The sequence below is a fragment of the Curtobacterium sp. ABR8 genome, from assembly GCF_057812125.1.
In genome coordinates, this window is sequence record NZ_CM173818.1 from 2,388,470 (window position 1) to 2,408,390 (window position 19,921).

21 protein-coding genes are annotated in these 19,921 nt (G+C 72.3%); 11 read left to right on the top strand and 10 right to left on the bottom strand.

Annotation, left to right across the window (positions count from 1 at the left end; genetic code table 11):
• The first annotated feature begins 32 nt into the window (after positions 1 to 32).
• Entirely contained in the window at positions 33 to 797 is a 765-nt protein-coding gene (locus tag ACXKZB_RS11390; RefSeq protein ID WP_488823193.1) for an acetoacetate decarboxylase, read from the top strand.
• Between the two features lie 9 nt (positions 798 to 806).
• Positions 807 to 1,445 (top strand): TetR/AcrR family transcriptional regulator, encoded by a 639-nt coding sequence (locus tag ACXKZB_RS11395; protein WP_488823194.1) that lies wholly within the window; start codon positions 807 to 809, stop codon positions 1,443 to 1,445.
• A 78-nt stretch (positions 1,446 to 1,523) separates the two neighbouring features.
• Here ACXKZB_RS11395 and ACXKZB_RS11400 read toward each other — a convergent pair whose 3' ends face one another.
• Positions 1,524 to 2,423: an NmrA family NAD(P)-binding protein gene (locus ACXKZB_RS11400; protein WP_456795631.1), complete on the bottom strand. Its 900-nt coding sequence runs from the start codon at positions 2,421 to 2,423 to the stop codon at positions 1,524 to 1,526.
• 78 nt (positions 2,424 to 2,501) lie between these two features.
• Between ACXKZB_RS11400 and ACXKZB_RS11405 the strand changes: the two genes are divergently transcribed.
• On the top strand, positions 2,502 to 2,816 hold the full coding sequence (locus ACXKZB_RS11405; RefSeq protein ID WP_488823195.1) for a hypothetical protein: 315 nt from the start codon (positions 2,502 to 2,504) through the stop codon (positions 2,814 to 2,816).
• 69 nt (positions 2,817 to 2,885) lie between these two features.
• Here the strand turns inward: ACXKZB_RS11405 and ACXKZB_RS11410 are convergent, their stop codons facing one another.
• On the bottom strand, positions 2,886 to 3,191 hold the full coding sequence (locus ACXKZB_RS11410; protein ID WP_123312361.1) for an EthD domain-containing protein: 306 nt from the start codon (positions 3,189 to 3,191) through the stop codon (positions 2,886 to 2,888).
• An 87-nt stretch (positions 3,192 to 3,278) separates the two neighbouring features.
• Positions 3,279 to 3,695: an HIT family protein gene (locus ACXKZB_RS11415; RefSeq protein WP_488823196.1), complete on the bottom strand. Its 417-nt coding sequence runs from the start codon at positions 3,693 to 3,695 to the stop codon at positions 3,279 to 3,281.
• An 81-nt stretch (positions 3,696 to 3,776) separates the two neighbouring features.
• Between ACXKZB_RS11415 and ACXKZB_RS11420 the strand changes: the two genes are divergently transcribed.
• Together ACXKZB_RS11420 and ACXKZB_RS11425 are read left to right on the top strand one after the other, a co-directional pair.
• A complete protein-coding gene (locus ACXKZB_RS11420; protein WP_488823197.1) occupies positions 3,777 to 5,441 on the top strand; it encodes an ABC-F family ATP-binding cassette domain-containing protein in 1,665 nt (554 codons plus the stop codon).
• Positions 5,442 to 5,469: 28 nt separating this feature from the next.
• Positions 5,470 to 6,384, top strand: a complete 915-nt coding sequence (locus tag ACXKZB_RS11425; RefSeq protein WP_488823198.1) for a L,D-transpeptidase — start codon at positions 5,470 to 5,472, stop codon at positions 6,382 to 6,384.
• Here the strand turns inward: ACXKZB_RS11425 and ACXKZB_RS11430 are convergent.
• Both ACXKZB_RS11430 and ACXKZB_RS11435 read right to left on the bottom strand, forming a co-directional pair.
• Complete coding sequence (locus tag ACXKZB_RS11430; protein WP_488823199.1) at positions 6,381 to 6,908, bottom strand: gluconokinase; 528 nt, start codon at positions 6,906 to 6,908, stop codon at positions 6,381 to 6,383. The genes ACXKZB_RS11425 and ACXKZB_RS11430 overlap by 4 nt on opposite strands.
• Entirely contained in the window at positions 6,905 to 8,455 is a 1,551-nt protein-coding gene (locus tag ACXKZB_RS11435) for a GntP family permease (protein WP_488823200.1), read from the bottom strand. The genes ACXKZB_RS11430 and ACXKZB_RS11435 overlap by 4 nt, the downstream gene beginning before the upstream one ends.
• Positions 8,456 to 8,660: 205 nt before the next feature.
• Here ACXKZB_RS11435 and ACXKZB_RS11440 point away from each other — a divergent pair, with 205 nt between their 5' ends.
• On the top strand, positions 8,661 to 9,359 hold the full coding sequence (locus ACXKZB_RS11440) for a FadR/GntR family transcriptional regulator (protein ID WP_488823201.1): 699 nt from the start codon (positions 8,661 to 8,663) through the stop codon (positions 9,357 to 9,359).
• A gap of 199 nt (positions 9,360 to 9,558) precedes the next feature.
• Here the strand turns inward: ACXKZB_RS11440 and ACXKZB_RS11445 are convergent, their stop codons facing one another.
• From ACXKZB_RS11445 to ACXKZB_RS11465, 5 genes are all read right to left on the bottom strand, one after another.
• A complete protein-coding gene (locus tag ACXKZB_RS11445; RefSeq protein WP_488823202.1) occupies positions 9,559 to 10,161 on the bottom strand; it encodes a GNAT family N-acetyltransferase in 603 nt (200 codons plus the stop codon).
• Positions 10,162 to 10,214: 53 nt separating this feature from the next.
• Positions 10,215 to 10,898 carry a uracil-DNA glycosylase gene (locus ACXKZB_RS11450; RefSeq protein ID WP_222657881.1) on the bottom strand — a complete coding sequence of 228 codons (684 nt, stop codon included), beginning with the start codon at positions 10,896 to 10,898 and terminating at the stop codon, positions 10,215 to 10,217.
• A 5-nt stretch (positions 10,899 to 10,903) separates the two neighbouring features.
• Positions 10,904 to 11,623 (bottom strand): Type 1 glutamine amidotransferase-like domain-containing protein, encoded by a 720-nt coding sequence (locus tag ACXKZB_RS11455; RefSeq protein ID WP_488823203.1) that lies wholly within the window; start codon positions 11,621 to 11,623, stop codon positions 10,904 to 10,906.
• Positions 11,620 to 12,153, bottom strand: a complete 534-nt coding sequence (locus ACXKZB_RS11460; RefSeq protein ID WP_173168683.1) for a phosphoribosyltransferase — start codon at positions 12,151 to 12,153, stop codon at positions 11,620 to 11,622. The genes ACXKZB_RS11455 and ACXKZB_RS11460 overlap by 4 nt, the downstream gene beginning before the upstream one ends.
• Before the next feature lie 106 nt (positions 12,154 to 12,259).
• The gene (locus tag ACXKZB_RS11465) at positions 12,260 to 13,033 is read right to left on the bottom strand and encodes an SDR family oxidoreductase (RefSeq protein ID WP_340196335.1); all 774 of its coding nucleotides are present in this window, start codon (positions 13,031 to 13,033) and stop codon (positions 12,260 to 12,262) included.
• A 120-nt stretch (positions 13,034 to 13,153) separates the two neighbouring features.
• On the opposite strand from ACXKZB_RS11465, the gene ACXKZB_RS11470 reads away from it, so the two are divergent.
• From ACXKZB_RS11470 to ACXKZB_RS11490, 5 genes are all read left to right on the top strand, one after another.
• Complete coding sequence (locus tag ACXKZB_RS11470) at positions 13,154 to 14,242, top strand: acyltransferase family protein (protein WP_488823204.1); 1,089 nt, start codon at positions 13,154 to 13,156, stop codon at positions 14,240 to 14,242.
• 211 nt (positions 14,243 to 14,453) lie between these two features.
• A complete protein-coding gene (locus tag ACXKZB_RS11475) occupies positions 14,454 to 15,785 on the top strand; it encodes a bifunctional o-acetylhomoserine/o-acetylserine sulfhydrylase (protein WP_123312349.1) in 1,332 nt (443 codons plus the stop codon).
• A 271-nt stretch (positions 15,786 to 16,056) separates the two neighbouring features.
• Positions 16,057 to 17,259 carry a homoserine O-acetyltransferase MetX gene (metX, locus tag ACXKZB_RS11480; RefSeq protein ID WP_488823205.1) on the top strand — a complete coding sequence of 401 codons (1,203 nt, stop codon included), beginning with the start codon at positions 16,057 to 16,059 and terminating at the stop codon, positions 17,257 to 17,259.
• Between the two features lie 178 nt (positions 17,260 to 17,437).
• Positions 17,438 to 18,595, top strand: a complete 1,158-nt coding sequence (locus ACXKZB_RS11485) for a sensor histidine kinase (protein WP_488823206.1) — start codon at positions 17,438 to 17,440, stop codon at positions 18,593 to 18,595.
• Positions 18,592 to 19,917, top strand: coding sequence for a hypothetical protein (locus tag ACXKZB_RS11490; protein WP_488823207.1), 1,326 nt, complete (start codon positions 18,592 to 18,594; stop codon positions 19,915 to 19,917). The genes ACXKZB_RS11485 and ACXKZB_RS11490 overlap by 4 nt, the downstream gene beginning before the upstream one ends.
• Positions 19,918 to 19,921: the final 4 nt, after the last annotated feature.

Consider the following 19,921-nt stretch of genomic DNA (forward strand, 5'->3'; position numbering starts at 1 on the left):
ACGGATCGTATCGCAATCGACAAGGAGCTCCCATGCAGGCCTCGGACGTCCTCCGCCACGCCACCACGCCCCTCACCGCGCCGGTGTACCCGCTGCGACCGACGCGCTTCACCGACCGCGAGTACTTCAACGTCGTGTACCGGACCGACCCCGACGCCCTCCGCGCCGTCGTGCCGGAGCCGCTGCGGGTCGACGCCCCGCTGGTCCGGTTCGAGGTCATGAAGATGGGCGACGTCGACGGGTACGGCCCGTACGTCGAGTCCGGTCAGGCGATCCAGGTCACCCTCGACGGCGAGGTCGGCGAGTACCTGCACGCCATGTACCTCGACAACTCCGCCGCGACGCTCGCCGGTCGCGAACTGAGCGCCTACCCGAAGGTGCTCGGGACGCCGGGCTTGCGGGTCGACCAGGGCGCCCTCGTGGGCACGCTCGACCGCGGTGCCGAACGGGTGGCGACGGCGACCATGGCGTACCAGTGGGAGCCGATGGACCCGGTCGAGGCCGCGGCGCAGATCACGGTGCCGACCTGGATGGTGAAGCTCGTCCCCGACGTGACGACGCTGGGGCTGCGGGCCGCCGACCTCGTGCGGACCGAGATCACCGACATCGTCGTGAAGGGGGCCTGGACCGGGCCCGCCCGACTGCAGCTGTTCGAGCACGCCCTCGCGCCGATGGCGGACCTGCCGGTGCTCGAGGTCGTCAGCGCCTCACACGTCCTGACCGACCTGACGCTCGCGCCGGTACGGTCCGTGCACGACTACCTGGCGGACCCGCGCCGGTCGGACGACGCCTCCTAGGATGAACCGGTGTCCCCACGAGTGAGCGACGACCCCGCCGCACGCGCCCGACCCGTCCGGCGACGCAGCAGCACCCGTGCGGAGCTCGTCCGCGCCGCCGAGGCGCTGTTCGACGAGACCGGCTCGGCCTCGGCCAGCGTCGAGGCGATCGTCGCGCGTGCGGGCTTCACGCGCGGGGCCTTCTACTCGAACTTCGCGACGACCGACGAGCTCTTCTTCGCGGTGTACGAAGCGCAGGAGGCCGTGGTCGTCGAGCGGCTCGAGGACGGCTTCCGGGCCGCGCTCGGCACGACCGACCAGCAGTCCGTCGACGCGATCGTGTCCGGGGTCCTCGGCGGCCTGCCCCCCGAGGGCAAGTGGTACGCGATCCGCTCGGTCCTGCTCTCCCGGGCGCGACACGAACCCGAGCTCCGGGCACTGCTCCGAGCGCACACCGACGCCTTCCACGCGGCACTCGAACCGCTGCTCGTCGAGTCGGTCACGGCACAGGGCCGGCGCCTCACCGTCGCACCGGACGTCTTCACCCGTGCGGTCGTCGCCGCGCACGTCGGCGCGGTCAGCCAGACGGTGCTCTACGACGACGCGGCGACCATCCGCGTCGCCGCGGTGCGGGGCGCGCTCCTCGGGCTCAGCGAGACGGTGCAGTGAACCCGGGCACGAGTCCGACCGGCAGCCGACCCGCGCGACGCGGGGCGGGCCTCCCGGTCGGACACTGACGGCGGACGGTCAGACGCCCAGGTGAGCGGCGAGCACGTCGCGGACGCTCGTCCACCCGTGCGGACCGTAGCGGTCGTCGTCGACGTGGTGCAGTTCGGCCTCGCCGCTGAACATGCTCACGAAGTACTGCATGCCCTGCCATGCCGGGAACGGTTCGGCGTCGTCCTTCGACAGCCGCCGGCCGACCCGGGCCATCGCCGACAGCGTGCCGGTCGTACCCGCCCACTGCAGCCGGAACGGCGTGCCGGTCAGCCGTGACATCGTGTCGGCGATCGACCGTGCCGTGACGCGGTCCCCCGCGACCTCGACCACACGGGGTGCGTCCGCGTCGAGTGCGACGAGCGCCGTCACGCGCGCGACGTCGTCCTTCGTGGTGAAGTCGAGGACCTGGTCGGCCGACGACCAGTAGAGGACCCGCCGGCGGTCGAACAGGATCATCGGCGCCTGACCGGTGAGCATGTCCGTGAACGCCCCGTTCAGCACGGACGTCGCACGGATCGGCGCGGCGTCGAGGGCGGCGGCGAACTCGCGGCGGAGCTCGAAGTTGCGGTTCGAGCCGGGGGTTATCGACCGGTAGTCGGCTGCGTAGTCCGAGGGGATGAACCGCGGGACGCCGGCCTCGACCGCGGCGTCGAGCAGGGCGCGCTGCGCGTCGACGATCACGGCGCGGGTGCCGCTGACCGCGGAGACGACCACGTCGACCCCGGCGAGTGCGGCCACCAGGGCCGGTCGGTCCGTGTAGGCGGCGGTGACCACGTCGATGCGGTCGTCGTCGGCGAAACGGCGCTGTGCTGCGTCGCTGCTCGGGCGGGTCAGGACGCGGACGCGGGTGTCGTGCTGCAGGAGCTCGTGCACGATGCGTCCGCCGAGGTCCCCGGTGGCGCCGGCGACGAGGACGGTGGTGGTCATGGCGGCCACGCTACGGGTGCGCGGGTGGGGCGGGCACAAGTGCGCCGGCGGCGGGCGCGCTCGCCCTATCCTGCGGAGGTGGACACGACTCTCCCCTCCGGCACGACGAAGCGCCGGATCGAGCTCCGGCTCGCGCGCCCCCTGCTCACCTGGTTCGCCCGCCCCACCGTCACGATCGACGGGGTCGGGCACCCGGCGCAGTGGGGCACCGGCACGTGGGCGGTCGCGGACGACGGCCGCACCGTGATCGGCGTGTACCTGTTCAACCGGGCGTGGCGCTTCGGTGGAGCGACGCTGTCCGTCGGCGACGCGGCCGTACTCGAGTACCACGCCGGCCCGTTCCCGCTCGGCGCGGGCAGGCTGACGCCGGTGCCGAGCCGAGACCCGCGCTGAGCGACACTCCTCGCGGTCCGGGACCCGATTACTGTCGCTGAGCCCGAGACCCGGGCCTGGCCGTCGGTGCTACTCGTGCTCGATGTCGGAGAACAGGCCGGTGAACGTGGCGCCCGTCCCGCCGAGCCGCTCGAAGAACGCGCCGGCCTCGGCGGTCGCCACCGCGTCGGACGCGTCCCCGTACGAGGCGAAGTACAGGTCGAGGGTGCGGTGGGCCGGGGTCGGGGTGCCGTCCTCCTTCGGCCAGACCTTCGCCGCCTCGAGGCGCTGCAGGCCCGGCAGCTTCGCGGCGAGGGACTCGAGCTCCACGTAGGACTGCTCGAACGCGGACGGGTCGGCCGGGTTGTCGATGATCAGGGTGATCTTCGTGGTCATGGTGTGCTCCTGATGGTGAGTCGGTGGGACGGCGAGACGGTGCAGCGCCCACTCCACTCCGTTGCGCACCCCACTGCCCGGAGTCGCCTACTCGAACATCTCGGCGAGGAGCGCGTGCGGGTCGCCGTCGACGACGTGCGCCGATGGCGGCTCCGGCCAGTGCGTCGTGCCGTCGTCCGGCCAGCACGGCACGACGTGGAAGTGCAGGTGCCGTACGCTCTGCCCGGCGTCGCTACCGGAAGCCTGCAACACCACGGTCCCGGTGGCGTCGAGCGCACCCCGCATCGCCCGTGCGACCCGCTGCACGAGCGCGGTGGTCGCAGCCAGCGCGACCGGTGCGGCGCCGAGCAGGTCGTCGGCGTGCTCGACCGGCGCGACCAGGGTGTGCCCGGGTGCGAGCGCGGACCCGGGCAGCGGCGCGAACGCCACGGCGTGCTCCTCGCGCTCGACCCAGACGGCCGGTTCGTCGCCGGCGATGATCGCGCAGAAGACGCAGGGTTCCATCCGACCAGTGTGCTGCACCCGGAGCCCCGGGCACTCTGAGCACGGTGCCGTGCGGACGCCGCCACGTGGGACGATTGGCGCATGACCGCCACGCTCGTCGCCAAGGGCCTGTCCGGCGGGTACGCCGCACGCACGCTGTTCGACTCCCTCGACCTCACGGTGGCGCCGGGCGACGTGATCGGTGTCGTCGGCGTGAACGGCGCCGGCAAGTCCACACTGCTCCGGCTGCTGGCCGGCGTCGACGAGCCCCTGGCCGGCACGGTGTCGCTCGCACCCACCGACGCGTTCGTCGGCTGGCTCCCCCAGGAGCACGAGCGGATCGCCGGTGAGACCGTCGCCGGGTACATCGCCCGCCGGACCGGCTCGGCCGAGGCGACCGAGGCCATGGACGCCGCGGCGGCCGCGCTCGGCGACCCGGACGCCGGTGACGCCGCCGCGGACCGCTACTCGACGGCGCTCGACCGCTGGCTCGCCGCGGGCGCCGCGGACCTGGAGGACCGCATCCCCGCCGTCCTGGCCGACCTCGGGCTCGAGACCGGCGCCGACGACGACGGTGTCGGACCGGACTCGCTCATGACCGCGCTGTCCGGTGGGCAGGTCGCCCGGGTCGGACTGGCGGCGCTGCTGCTGTCGCGCTTCGACATCGTCCTGCTCGACGAGCCAACGAACGACCTCGACCTCGACGGGCTGGACCGGCTCGAGGGGTTCGTGCGGGGCCTGCGCGGCGGTGTCGTGCTCGTCAGCCACGACCGGGAGTTCCTGGCGCGCTCGGTGACGAGCGTGCTCGAACTCGACCTGGCGCAGTCGTCCAACCGGCTGTTCGGCGGCGGGTACGACTCGTTCCTCGAAGAGCGCGAGATCGCCCGGCAGCACAAGCGCGACGCCTACGAGGACTACGCCGCGACCAAGGCCGACCTGGTCTCCCGTGCCCGGACGCAGCGCGAGTGGTCGAGCCAGGGCGTGCGCAACGCGATGAAGAAGGCCCCGGACAACGACAAGATCCGCCGCAGGGCCGCCTCGGAGTCGAGCGAGAAGCAGGCGCAGAAGGTGCGGCAGATGGAGTCCCGCATCGCGCGGCTCGACGAGGTCGAGGAACCACGCAAGGAGTGGCAGCTCGAGTTCACGATCGGCAGCGCACCGCGGTCGTCCGCGGTCGTGGCAACGCTGTCCGACGCGACCTTCACGCAGGGCGACTTCACCCTCGGTCCGGTGTCGCTGCAGGTCGACGGCGGCGACCGCATCGGGATCACCGGACCGAACGGCGCCGGCAAGTCCACGCTGCTGCGTGCGCTGCTCGGCAAGCAGGTGCCGACGACCGGCACGGCCTCGCTCGGATCGAGCGTCGCCGTCGGCGAGGTCGACCAGGCCCGCGCGGCCTTCACCGGCGACCAGTCCCTCGCCGCCGCGTTCGAGGCGATCGTCCCCGAGTACACGACCGCCGACGTCCGGACGCTGCTGGCGAAGTTCGGGTTGAAGGCGGAGCACGTCGGGCGTCCCGCGTCGGCGCTCTCCCCCGGCGAACGGACCCGCGCCGGACTCGCGCTGCTCCAGGCCCGCGGGGTGAACGTGCTCGTGCTGGACGAGCCGACCAACCACCTCGACCTGGTGGCGATCGAGCAGCTCGAGCAGGCGCTGGAGTCCTACGACGGCACCCTGCTGCTCGTCACGCACGACCGGCGCATGCTGGAGACCGTCCGCCTCGACCGGCAGTGGCACGTCGACGCCGGCCGGGTCACCGAACGCTGACCGACACCAGGAGCACAGGGGGATGCCGATGCGACGCAGGAGCTGGATCGCCGTGGCCGCGGGCGCCGCTGCGGTCGCCGTCGCGGCCGTCGTCGTCGTCGGGGTGACCGCCGACCGGCCGGACGCCGACCCGAGCCGCGCCGCACGGTCCGCGCCGACCGCGACGCCGACGCCGACGCCCACCCCGACGCTCGCGGCCGTCCCCCGAGCGCCGTCGGCCGCCACCCTCGCCGCCCTGCCGTTGGCGTTCCACGACGGCGTCGTCCCCGAACTCCTCGACGGCGGGGACGTCCGCCCCGCGGACACCTGGCAGATCGCCACCCCGCGGCACGACCTCGTGGCCCTGTACGCCAGCCCGTCGAGCCGCGCGCGTCCGGTGGCGACGCTCTCGCACCGGGTCTCGACGATCGACCTGCCCGCCGCCACCGCCGTCTGGGGCCGGTCTCCGGGTGTCGACGGCGGCATGCTCCTCGTCTCGACCCCCGCCCGGAACCGCACCCCGGGCGACGGCGGCACCCCGGACGCGCCGAGTGCCACGTTCGCCTGGGCGCGGGCCGCCGACTTCACCATCGCCGACACCGACTGGATGATCCGCGTCGACGTCGCCCGGAGCACGGTCTCGGTCGTCACCCGGAGCGGCGACGTCACCGCGACCGAGGCGGCCCGGCTCGGCACCCCCGAGGACCCCACGCCGACCGACACCGCCACCTACGTCGAAGCGGCGTACGTCGACACCCGCGTGACCTACACGCAGGGCAACCCGATCATCCTGACCGGGGCGCACTCGTCACGGATCCCGTCGTACGGCGGCAACGCGGCCCTGACGGCGCTGCACTACTACCCCGACCCGACCGGCAGCTCGCACGGGTGCGTGCGGATCTCAGCGGAGATGACCCGCACCCTCGCCGCACTGCCGGTCGGCACCCCGATCCGGTTCAGCTAGCGGCCGCCGCCGAGCCCGAGCCGCTCGACGACCTCGGCGCTCTCCTCCTCCGGAGTGCGGTCGGCGGCGATCGTCAGGTGCGCCTCGTCGTCCTGCGGCGGCTCGAGCGTCGCGAGCTGGGACTGCAGCAGCGACGTCGGCATGAAGTGGCCGGACCGCTGCGACATGCGCTGTTCGATCAACGCGCCGTCACCGGCCACGTGCACGAACACCACGCCGGGCGCCCGCAGCACGTCGCGGTACGACCGCTTCAGCGCCGAGCACGTGACGACACCGTGCGTCCCGGCGTCGAGGTGCCCGCGGATCCAGCCGGCGACGACGTCGAGCCACGGCCAGCGGTCCTCGTCGGTGAGCGGTGTGCCGGCGTGCATCTTGTCGACGTTCGCCTGCGGGTGCATCGCATCGCCCTCGGCGAAGTCCCACCCGAGTTGCTCGGCGACCATCGCCGCGACCGTCGACTTGCCGGAACCGGAGACCCCCATGACGACCAGGACGCGCGCATCCAGAGCGGAGTCGCGGCTCATCGGATGAACACCCCGGCCAGCAGCACCCCGAGCAGACCGAGCACCGAGATGAGGCACTCGAGCACCGTCCACGTCTTGAAGGTCTGCCCCACGGTGGTGTTGAGGTAGCCCTTGACGAGCCAGAACCCGGCGTCGTTCACGTGCGACAGGAACACCGACCCGGCACCGATCGCCAGCACGAGCAGCGAGGTCATCGGCGAGGACAGGTCGGCCGCGATCGGCGCCATGATGCCCGCCGCGGTGACGGTGGCGACCGTGGCCGACCCGGTCGCGACGCGCACCAGGGCCGACACGACCCAGGCGACGAGGAGCACCGAGATGCCGGAGTCCTTCACGGCGTCCGCGATCACCCCGCCGATGCCCGTGTCGATGAGCACCTGCTTGAAGCCACCGCCGGCACCGACGATGAGCAGCACCCCGGCGACCGGTGGCAGCGCGCTCTCGAGCGACTTCGCCACGGCGGACCGGTCCATGCCGCCGCCGATCGCGAAGAAGACCATCGCGTAGATCGCGGCGATGCCGATCGCGATCATCGGCGACCCGAGGAAGTCGAGCAGGCTCACCCACGAGCCGGCGGCGTCGGGCATGGTGGCCTCGCGGATGGCCTGGGCGAGCATGAGGACGACGGGCAGCAGGATGCCGACGAGCGCGACGGTGAAGGACGGGCTGCGCGGCTCGCTGATGACGCGCGTGAAGTCGCTCTTGCCGTTGGGCAGGGACGCGGTGTCCTGCGTGGCGGGGCCGCGCCGAGCCTCCCGTCCGCCCGAAGCGGGGTCCTGCGGACCGGACGCCGTCCCGGAGTCCGAGCCACGCGACCCGAACAGGTCGGGGGCCGGGATGTCGACCCAGCGTGCCGCGAACTGCGCGAAGACCGGACCGGCGAGCACGATCACCGGGATCGCCAGCACGATGCCGAAGGCGAGCGTGGTGCCGAGGTTCGCGCCGACGGTCGAGATGGCGACGAGCGGGCCGGGGTGCGGCGGGACGAACGCGTGCATCGTCGACAGGCCGACCAGGGCGGGCACGGCGATCTTCATGATCGGCACGGAACTGCGCTTCGCGACCAGCACGATGATCGGGATGAGGAGCACGAGGCCGACCTCGAAGAACATCGGCAGGCCGATCAGCGCACCGATCAGGGCCATCGTCCACGGCAGCGCGGCCTTCGACGACCTGCGGACGAGGGTGTCGACGACGCGGTCGGCAGCACCGGAGTCGACGAGCATCTTGCCGAACATCGACCCGAGGCCGACCAGGATGCCGACGCTCGTCATCGTCGCGCCGAAGCCGTTGCCGAAGCTCGTGACCGCCTTGTCGGGCGCGAGCCCCGCGCCGATGCCGACGCCCAGGGCACCGATCACGAGCGCGATGAACGGGTGCACCTTGAGCCAGGTGATGAGCGCGATGATCACGACGATGCCGACGAGGGCCGCGATGATCAGCTGCGGGATCGGACCGGACGGGTCGACCGTCTCGGTGCCGCCACCCTCGGCGGCGAGGACCGCGCCGACGGGGTGCGCGAGCGCGTGGACTGGAGGGTGAGGCATCGGTGCCCCTTCCTGGAGCCGCTGCCGCGCGGCTCCGTCGCCTTCGTGTCGAGGGCGGCTGGCGCTGCACGAGCCGACCCTCAATAATCTGATTAATCAGACTATACGACGATCCGCCGCGCGCCATCCGCCCTCGGACGCAGTCTGCCGTTTCGATGGGACCGACGTCACGCCGACCGCGCGACACGTACTGCATGGAGGAACGATGCCCCCCGCACGCGGACTGCACGCCCACGTGCTCGACACCCTCGGGCAGCGCATCGTCGACGGCGCGCTCGAGCCCGGCACGGTGGTCCGCCCCGAACTCGTGGCGGACGAGTTCGGCGTGTCCCGGTCGGTCGTCCGCGAGGCGCTCCGCGTCCTGCAGTCGCTCGGCCTCGTCGAACCCCGGCAGCGCGTCGGCACGCAGGTGCTCGGCATCGGTTCGTGGGAACTGCTCGCTCCGACGGTCATCCGGTGGCGCGGCGCCTCGCCGGCCTACTTCGCGCAGCAGCGGGAACTGCTCGAGCTGCGGCTGGGCGTCGAACCCGTCGCGGCGTCGCTCACCGCCGGCGGCTCCGGGTCGTCCGCCGTCCTCGACGCCGCGCAGGACATGCTCGCCGCCTGCGCGCGCGAGGACAGCCGCGCGTACCTCGAGGCCGACGTCCGCTTCCACCGCGCCCTGCTCACCGGATCCGGCAACGCCGTCTTCGCGCACTTCGCCGGCACCGTCGAGGCACTGCTGCGCACCCGCACCTCGGAGTCGCGCGACACCATCACGCGCTGGACGCGCGAGGCCGCCCTCCGGCACGAGGCCGTCGGACACGCGCTCGTCGCGGGCGACGGTGCCGCTGCCGCAGCCGCGACGACGGCGCTCGTCGGTGTCACGCGCGACGAGTTCATCGCCGAGGCCCCGCGGCCCTGACGGGTGTGCGAGGTCGGGCGAGGGGCGGCACGAGGCGGCACGCCGTGCGCTGGTCGCCGAGGTTCCACAACACGCCGTGCGCTGGTCGTCGAGGTTCCACAACACACGCAATCGCACGCCGAGATGCGCAGATCTCGGAACCTCGGCGCGGCCCGAGACGCGACCGGACGACGGACGACGGACGACGACGGCCCGACTACTACCTGCGCGCGAAGAGGCGCGGGCCGCGCAACCGCAGGCGCATGGTCACCGTGCCGAGCCATCGGTCGTACTTGTAGCCGACCTTGCCCATCCGACCGACCTCCTCGAAGCCGAGCCGCTCGTGCAGGCGGATCGAGGCCTCGGCCTGCCGGTCGGCGATCACCGCGACGACCTCGCGGACCCCGGCGGACCGGCACTCGTCGAGCAGCGCCTCCATGAGTGCACGCCCGAGTCCCTTGCCGCCGGACGCCGCTCCGAGGTAGATCGAGTCCTCGACCACGCGGTTCGACCGGTCGCGCGGGTTCCAAGCGTCGACCAGCGCGTAGCCGAGGATCTGCCCGGCGGGGTTCTCCGCGACCAGGAACGGGAGCTTGCGCTTCCGGATGTCGTCGTAGCGCTGCTTCCAGCGGGCGAAGGTGAACGCCGACGGGTCGAAGGTCACCGACGAGTTGCGGACGTAGTGCGTGTGGATCTCACGCACGTCGGGCAGGTCGCTCACCTCGGCGGCACGGATCCGGTACTCGAACGCGGTCTCGCTCGCCGGACGGGCACGCAGGTGTCGCGGCAGGACCCGCCGTCGCTGGTATTCCTCCTCGAGCACGGACCCGAGCCTAGTGAGCGCGGCGCGCCGGCGCTCGGGGCGAGCGCGGCGCGTCAGCGTCCGGGGAGCGACCAGTCGACCGGCGTCGCGCCCTGCTCCTCGAGCAGCGCGTTGACCTGCGAGAACGGACGGCTGCCGAAGAAGCCCCGCGAGGCGCTCAACGGGCTCGGGTGGGCCGACGCGACCACCGGGGTGTCACCGAGCAGCGGCCGGACGGACGCGGCCTGCGCACCCCAGAGCACGGCGACGAGCGGGGTCCCCCGGCCGACCAGTGCGCGGACGGCCTGGTCGGTGACGGCCTCCCAGCCCTTGCCGCGGTGGCTGCCGGCATCGCCCGCGCGGACCGTGAGCACTCGGTTGAGCAACAGGACGCCCTGGTCCGACCACGCGCGCAGGTCACCGTGCGCGGGTGGGGTCACGCCGACGTCGGCGCTGAGCTCCTTGTAGATGTTCGCCAGACTGCGCGGCACCGGGCGGACCGCGGGGTCGACGGCGAACGACAGTCCGATCGGGTGGCCGGGCGTCGGGTAGGGGTCCTGCCCCACCACGAGCACCTTCACGGCGTCGAACGGCGTGGTGAAGGCTCGGAGCACGTCGGCGCCGGCCGGCAGGTAGGTACGACCAGCCGCTGTTTCGTCGCGGAGCCACGCACCCATGCGGTGCACGTCGTCCTCGACCGGAGCGAGCGCCGACGCCCAGCCGGGATCGACCAGGTCGGCGAGCGGTCGTGGTTCCACGACGGCTACGCGCCCATCGTGGCGACGGCCACGGACTCCTCGCCGGCCATGACGCGCCAGACGCTGCCGGTGCCCCGGACCTCGAGCGCGCCCTCGCCGACGACGAGTGCGGTGTCCTCGTCGATCGCCAGGCCGGCGGTGACGAACTCGGCTTCGGCGCTGGCGATGAGGCGGGCGAGCGTGCCGGCCTGCACCGCGTGGACGTCGATGGTCAGGTCGACCAGGCCGAGGCCCTCGCGGAGCTCGACCTCGTCGAGGCCCTCGGAGGCTTCCTCGGGGCAGATCTCGACGCCGCCGATGCGCCAGCCGCCGACGAGCGCGCGGTCGGCGGCGATCATCGCGCCGGCGGAGTAGCCCAGGTAGGGCAGACCGTCGGCGACGAGCAACCGGAGCTGGTCGACGAGCGGGGCGATCGCGCCGAGGTAATCGGGCGTGACGCCGCCACCGACGACGAGCGCGTCGACGTCGCTCAGCACGGTCGTGTCGAACACCTGGCCGGCCGCGACCTCGGTCACGACGACCTCGGCCACGCGGGCACCTCCGAGCACCTCGGCGATGTCGGCGGTCGACGACGGGCTGCCGCCGTCGGGGCCGGCGACGGAGAGCAGGGCGATGCGCGGGACCGTCCGGCCGACGGCAGCCGACCGTGCGGTGGCCTCGGCGAGGAAGGGCGCTGCTGCGTCCGAGGCGGCGAAGCGTCCGCCGCCGACGAGGTGGATGCTCACGACTCGGCCGTCACCGGTGCGAGGGCGCTCCACGGGAACGTGATCCAGCCGTCGACCCGGCGCCAGACGTGGTCGGGCTCGAGGACGGTGCCGGGCTTCGAGTACAGGCACGCGCTGCGGACGTCGGCACCGGCGTTCCGGATGATGTCGACCACCAGGCGCAGGGTCCGACCGGAGTCCGACACGTCGTCGACGACGAGCACGCGCTTGCCGGCCAGGCTCGGGGCGTCGAGCGCGGGTGCGAGCACGACGGGCTCGTCCAGGCGCTGCTCGACGTCGGTGTAGAACTCGACGTTGATCGAGCCGCACTCCTTGGTGCCGAGCGCGTACGCCACGGCACCGGCGATGATCAGCCCGCCACGGGCGACGGCGACGACGACCTCGGGCTCGAAGCCGGAGGACAGCACGTCCTTCGCGAGCAGGCGTGCGGCGTCACCGAACTCCAGCCATCCGAGCACCTCGGGCCCGCTCGTCACGGTCACGGTCGACTGAGCCGGCGCCGTGGGCTCGGGTTCGCTGCTGATCGGCATCCGACCACGGTACCGGCAGGGACCCCGCGCCCGCGACCCGTGGTCGCCGCCCGGGCGCTGCGCAGCGGATCAGCGTGGGCGCTGCGCAGGGGATCAGCGCGGCGGCTCAGCGCGGCGTGAGCGTTCCGCGCGCGAGCTTGTGCTGCGCCGACTGCGCGACCGGCCGGATCGTGACCAGGTCGAGGTTCACGTGCGCCGGCAGCTCCACCGCGTGCACGATCGCCTCGGCGACGTCGTCGGCCACGAGCGGGCCCGGCACGTCGTCGTAGACCGCTGCGGCCTTCTGCTCGTCGCCGCGGAACCGGGTGAGCGCGAACTCGTCGGTCTTCACCAGTCCGGGGGCGATCTCGACGACGCGGATCGGTTCGCCGTTCAGCTCGAGCCGGAGCGCGCCGACCAGGGCGTGCTCGGCGAACTTCGCGGCGTTGTAGCCGCCACCGTTCTCGTACGCCACGAACCCGGCCGTGCTCGTCACCGTGACGATGTCGGCTCCACCGGTCGCACGGGCACGGTCCCGCAGGTGCGGCAGCAGCGCGGCGACGACACGCTTCGTGCCGATCACGTTGACCTCGAACATGGCACGCCAGTCGTCGACGTCCGACTCCTCGACGCTGGCCGAGCCGAACGCGCCACCGGCGTTGTTCACCAGGACGTCGGCGCCGCCGAGCTCGGCGACGCGGGCGGCGAGCGCCTCGACGTCGGCAGCGCTCGTGATGTCCGCCACCAGGACCTCGGCACCGGTCTCCGCGGCGAGCGCCTCGAGCTTCGCCGCTCGGCGGGCGACGGCCAGCACGTCCCAGCCCCGCGACCGGAACAGCCGGACGGTGGCCGCCCCGATGCCCGAGCTCGCTCCGGTGACGACTGCGCGCCGTGCTGCCATGTGATCTGCCTCCTGGGTCGGTGACCGGGCGACTGATCGCCCCGGTTCCTGGACGACTGCTCGCCCAGGACCCCCACCGTACCGACCCTCCCAGGTCACGATCCGGTAACGTGACCGACGATGACGACGGATGCCGCCCCTCCCGCACCCTCGGCCCCGGCGACGCAGCTCGAACCCGGCCGGGCACCGCGCCGTATCCCCATGTGGGACACCGCGCGGTTCGTCGCCGTGACGCTCGTGGTGATCGGTCACGCGATCCAGCGCCAGACAACGGCGAGCGAGCACGCCCTGGCGCTCTACACGTTCATCTACGCGTTCCACATGCCCGCGTTCGGTGTGATCAGCGGGTACTTCTCGTCGGCGGACACCCCGACGGCGAAGCGCATGCGCCGCACGATCACCGACATCGTCGTGCCGTACATCATCATGCAGACGATCTGGACCGTGGTGCAGGGCATCGTCGAGGGCGGCAAGGACTTCAACCCGACCCAGCCGACCTGGACCCTCTGGTTCCTGCTGGCCCTCGGCATCTTCAAGCTGATCCTGCCGTACCTCGCACAGTTGCGGTGGCCGTTGTTCTGGGCCGTCGTGTTCAGCATCGGCGTCGGCTACTTCGACAACGTGGACTCGACGCTCTCGCTGTCCCGCGCCATCAGCCTGCTGCCGTTCTTCCTGCTCGGGTGGCAGGTCAAGCAGTGGGGGCTCTTCGACCGCTGGTACGAGGCCTCGCGTCGCGTGGTGGTCCGGGTCCGCGTCGCCGCCGCCGTGGTGTTCGCCGCCTGGGCGGTGTCGTGTGCGGTGTGGATCCCGCAGTTCAAGGAGTTCGACCTGCACCACTGGTTCTTCTACGACGACTCGTACTCGGGTCTCGGCGAGGACGCCTGGTGGGCCGGAGCCGTCCGTTTCGGCCTGATGCTGCTCGCGTCGCTGCTGACCGCGTCGTTCCTGGTGCTCATCCCCCGCCGGAACATCTGGCTCACGCAGTTCGGCGCGGCGACCATGTACGTCTACCTGCTGCACACCTTCGTGCTCTACCCGATCCGCGAGTCCGGTGTGCTCGCCGGCCCGCACTCCGCGTGGCCGTTCGTGCTGCTGATGGTCGCGATCGCCTGCGCGGTCAGTCTCTTCCTCGCCCAGCCCTTCGTGCGGCGCGGGATGCGCTGGCTGCTGGAACCGAACGTCGGCTGGCTGTTCCGCCGCGATCGGTGACGTCCCCGCTCGGTCGCCGTCGTCAGACGAGCGCGCAGGCTCGGACGGGAGGCCCGTGGCGCGCCGGGCGTGCGCGTTACGTCCCGAGGCGGGTGCGCTGGTACCAGCGCGACCACCTGCGTACCGTGAGTGCCGACGCGAAGCAGCGCCGCGCCTCCAGGCCGAGCGCAAGGCGACCCGACGACCAGCCGCACCGGACAGGAGCACCAAGATGACCGAGCACGACGCCGCGCAGTGGCGGTTCGAGACCACCCAGGTCCACGCCGGCGCACAGCCGGACCCGACCACGGGCGCCCGCGCCACCCCGATCTACAAGACGACCTCGTACGTCTTCGCGAACTCGGACGAGGCTCGCGACCTGTTCGCCCTCGCCAAGCCGGGCAACATCTACTCCCGGATCATGAACCCGACGAACGACGTCGTGGAGCAGCGCATCGCGGCACTCGAGGGCGGCAGCGGCGCACTCCTCGTGGCGTCCGGTCAGGCGGCGGAGACGTACGCCGTGCTGAACATCGCGGGGGCGGGCGACCACATCGTGTCGTCGTCGTCGATCTACGGCGGCACGTACAACCTGTTCAAGTACACGCTGGCGAAGCTCGGCATCGAGACCACGTTCGTCGAGGACCAGGACGACCTCGAGGAGTGGCGCCGCGCCGTCCGCCCGAACACGAAGCTGTTCTTCGCCGAGACCATCGGCAATCCGAAGATCAACGTCCTCGACATCACCGGCGTCAGCGACGTCGCACACGAGTCCGGCGTCCCGCTGATCGTCGACAACACGATCGCGACGCCGTACCTGATCCGTCCGTTCGAGCACGGGGCCGACATCGTCGTGCACTCGGCCACGAAGTTCCTCGGTGGCCACGGCACCGTCATCGGCGGCATCATCGTCGACGGCGGGAAGTTCGCCTGGTCGCAGCACCCGGACAAGTTCCCGGAGTTCAACACGCCCGACCCGTCGTACCACGGTGCGGTCTTCGCGGAGGCGGTCGGCAACGAGCTCGCCTACATCGTGAAGGCGCGCGTGCAGCTGCTGCGCGACCTCGGGGCGTCGAACTCGGCGGACACGGCGTTCGCGCTGCTGCAGGGCATCGAGACCCTGTCGCTCCGCATCGAGCGCCACGTGTCGAACGCGCAGGAGATCGCCGAGTGGCTCGACCGCCACCCGGACGTCGCCACCGTCGCCTACGCCGGCCTGCCGACGTCGCCCTGGTACGCCGCGGCGAACCGGTACGCGCCGAAGGGCGTCGGCGCCGTGCTGTCGTTCGAGCTCAAGGGCGGCGTGCCGGCGGGCAAGGCGTTCGTCGACAACCTGCAGCTGTTCTCGCACCTGGCGAACATCGGCGACGTGCGCTCGCTCGTGATCCACCCGGCGTCGACCACCCACTCGCAGCTCACGCCCGAGCAGCAGCTCACCACCGGGGTCACGCCGGGCCTGGTGCGGCTGTCCGTCGGCATCGAGAACATCGAGGACCTGAAGGCCGACCTCGAGGCCGGACTCGCCGCGGCCCGTGCGGTCTCGCAGGAGGGGCAGCGCGCGTAGCGTTCGCCGCCCCGGGGCACCGAGGCACGGCGCGCTCGATGCGTGTGCATGTTGCGACGTCCCACGAGTCGATCGACTCGTGGGACGTCGCTGGTTGTGCACGCATCCGGTGCGTGTGCATGGTGCGACGATCCACGAGTCGAACAACGCGCACGATGTCGGAACATGCGCACGCACGCGAACGGCGAGCGCGGCCGGAGACCCGGCCACGGGGCGGACGTGACGTAACACGGCGGCGGCGAGCCGCGCCTCCCGGCAGACTGGACCCACCATGGACTGGCAGACGACCCCCGAGGACTCCGTGCCGTCCACCCTGGTGCCCGGCGCCGAACTCGGCACCCTCGGCAAGCCGCCCGTCACGGGCGCATGGCGCCCCGGCGACCACCCGGGTGCGCGGCACTTCGTGTCCCTCGGCGAGCAGTGGGTGCGCGGCGGGCGCCTGCCGGCCGTGCGCGTCGCCTACGAGACGTGGGGCACGCTCAACGCGGCACGCGACAACGCCGTCCTGCTCTTCCACGCCCTGACCGGCGACTCCCACGTCGCCGGCGCTCCCGGTCCGGGACACCGCACCGCCGGCTGGTGGAGCGACGTCGTCGGTCCCGGCTTGGCGATCGACACCGACGAGTGGTTCGTGATCGCTCCGAACATGCTCGGTGGCTGCCAGGGCACGACCGGGCCGTCGTCGGTGTCCCCCACCGGGGTCGAGTGGGGCTCGCGGTTCCCGTTCGTCACCGTCCGCGACCAGGTCGAGGTGCAGCGCCAGCTCGCAGACCGGCTCGGCATCGACGTGTTCGCGGCCGTCGTCGGCGGGTCGATGGGCGGGATGCACGCCCTCGAGTTCGCGGTGTCGCACCCCGCGCGCGTCCAGCGGTTGGCGGTGCTGGCGTCGACGGCGCAGACCACGGCGGACCAGATCGCGGCGAACTCGCTACAGCGCTCGGCGATCCAGATGGACCCGGCGTTCGCCGGCGGCGACTACTACGAGGCCCACGCCGGCGAGGGACCGCACCGCGGGCTGGCGCTCGCGCGGCGGATGGCGCTGATGACCTACCGGGCGTCCGACGAGCTGAACGGCCGGTTCGCCCGGTCCTGGCAGAGCGACGTCTCACCGCTCGGCGACGACGGGCGGTTCTCGGTGGAGAGCTACCTCGACTTCCACGGCAACAAGTTCACCCGGCGTTTCGACGCATCGTCGTACATCACGCTCACGCACGCGATGGACTCGCACGACGTCGGCGCGGGGCGGGGCGGTGTCGCGGCGGCGCTCGAACTCGTGACGGCGCGCACGCTCGTCGTGGGGATCTCGAGCGACCGGCTGTTCCCGATCGAGGACCAGCACCGGATCGCCGCCGGGGTCCCGGACACGGTCGACGGGGACACGGCCGCCGTGATCGAGAGCGAGTTCGGGCACGACGGGTTCCTCATCGAGCACGAGCAGGTCGGCGCGCACCTGCGGCGATTGCTCGACGACTGAGCGCGGCGCGCGCGGTACGCACCACGGCATGCCCGGCACGCGCGGCACGCGCGGCACGGCGCGCCGAACACCCCCCAACGGGTGTCGCCCGTGGTTGGATGGCTGCGAGCCCGGACTGAACGAGGCTCGGTTTCCCCGCACGACCCGTCACACCAGCTCGTCACCAACCAGGACATCGATGGACTTCATCGCACAGGAACGCGACCGCTTGCTGCGGGCGACGACCCGTGTCGTGGGCATCGTCTGCGCGCTCGTCAGCGTCGTCGGCGTGGTCTCCGCCGCCGCGGTCCCCGCTCTGCCGCTCGTGGGCGCCCTGCTCTGCATCGCCGCGATGGTGACGTCGTTCGTGTTCTTCGGGCGCAGCGGCACCGTGTGGTGGACCGCCGCGATCCTCGTGACGGGGCTCGCGTCCCTCGCGATCCTGTTCTCCGGGGCGGACGAGTCGGTCCGCCCGCTCGTCGCCAGTGCCGTCATGACGCTCGCCGGCGGTTCGCTGTCCGCACCGTTGATGGCGCAGCGCGGGCAGCCGGTCGGCCTCGGGCTCACGATCGCCGCCGGTGGTGTCGTCGTGGTCGTGATGGTCTGGGCGACCGGCGGGTTCCTGTCGACGCCCGTCAGCGGCGCCCTGCTCGGCTGGGTGCTCATCGCGGTGGTGGCCGTCTGGATCTCGCGCAGCATCCCCCGCGTCGCGCGACGGATCTACAGCATCGGCACCGCGCACCGCGCCGAACGCCAGGCGAGCGAGACCGAGGCACAGCGGCGGCAGGGCGCTCGGCTGCTGCACGACACGGTCCTCGCGACGCTCACGCTCCTCGCCCACTCGGGCGTCGGGGTCTCCGAGCAGGCGATGCGCGAGCAGGCCGCCGAGGACGCCCGACTCCTGCGCCACCTGCGTCTCGGCGCGACCCCGCAGCCGTCGCAGTCGGGCGACTACTCACTCACCCGCGAAGAGGAGTCGCCGCTCGGCCAGACCCTCGAGTCGGTGAAGCAGCGCTTCGGCCGGATGGGCCTCGAGGTCAGTTGGCACGGCACCGGCCAGGTGCTGCTGCCGTCGCACGTGCTCGACGCCTTCCTGCTGGCCCTCGGCGAGTGCCTCGAGAACGTCCGCCGGCACGCCGGTGTCGGCGAGGCGCACGTCACGATCGTCCACGACAACGACATGGTGCGTGCCATGGTCACGGACTCCGGTGTCGGGTTCGACCTGACCACCGTCAGCGCCGAACGACTCGGCTTCAAGGAGAGCGTCGTGAGCCGTCTGCGCGAGGTCGGCGGCGACGCCAAGCTCTTCTCCGCGCCGGGTTCCGGCACCACCGTCGTCCTGGAGGCACCGCGATGACCCGGGTCCCCGAGGACACCATCAGCCGCGGCCTGCCCGGTGAGTCCAGCGGCCAGCAGCCGCCCCGCACCCGCCGCGAGGCGCGCGAGCGCTACCGCACCAGCGAACGCCGGCAGGCCCGCGGACTCCCCTCGACCTCGACGGGCGCACGGTCGCTCCGCCAAGCCGCCAAGCCCGGCGCCTCGCTCGGTGCCGGCTACCTCGGCCTCGGCGCCGCGGTGCTCACCGCGATCGAGGCCGTGTCCGGCATCGTGTACTTCCTGGTCCGCTGGTCCGACTTCTCCGACCCGTGGTTGCCCGCCGCGGCGTGGGCGCTCTACCTCGTCGCCGCGGTCGGTGTCGGCCTGAGCGTGCTGACCTACGGCGAGCGGTTGACCGGACTGGCGTTCGTGCTGATCTGCGTCGTGCTCGCGTGCGTGGTGACCCTCGACTTCATCGGGATCTGGCCCGAGCACGACATCGCGCACACGGCGTCGGCGTCGATCGCCGCGGGCTTCGCGCTGCTGCCGATCGCCACGCTCCGGCCCGCCCGTGAAGTCGCCGCCGCCATCGCGGTGCTCGGCCTGGCGTTCATCGGCATGAGCATCGCATCGACCCCGATCACGAACGACACGCTGCCCGGCATCGTGTCCCTGCTCGCCCTGGTCGTCGTGCCGCCGTCGATCGCCCTGTACGTCGTGCAGCGGTTCCGGCAGCTCGTGCAGCGAGAGCTCGACCGCGTGCTCGTGCAGAGCAACGTGCAGGCGCCGCAGTTCGCCGTCGGCATGCTCGCCTCGGACGAGCTCGCACGACTCGACCTGGCCGCCGAGAAGCTGCTCGACGCCGTCGCGAACGGCACCGATCCCCTGCCGCTGTCGGACGCCTCGAGTTCCGTCGCGGCCTCGCTCGCGACCGAGCTCCGCCTGCACCTCATCGAGGGCCGACGCGAGACCTGGCTCTACCACGCGATCACGGAGTCCGACCACCTCGGGCGTTCGGTGAGCGTCGCCGATCCGGGCGCCCTCGCCGGACACCTCACCCCCGCCCAGCGCGACGGACTGCTGCAGGCCCTGTGGCAGATGGTCGGCGACGGCCGCACCGCCACCCCCGGCCTGCCGGTCGTCTCGGTCACGCTCGGCCCGGTCGGGTCTGACGGCCACCCCGTCACCGACGAGCGGATGGACGTGCCGGTCGTGATCGAGTCCCGCGGCGTCCAGCGCCGCAGGCTCGGCCCGACCGCGTGGAGCGCCCTGCAGCGCATCGGCCCGTACACCGAGACGGTCCGCGACGGCGCACTCCACATCGTCGCGCACTGTGTCGTGGACCGACATCCGTCGATGTAGCTGC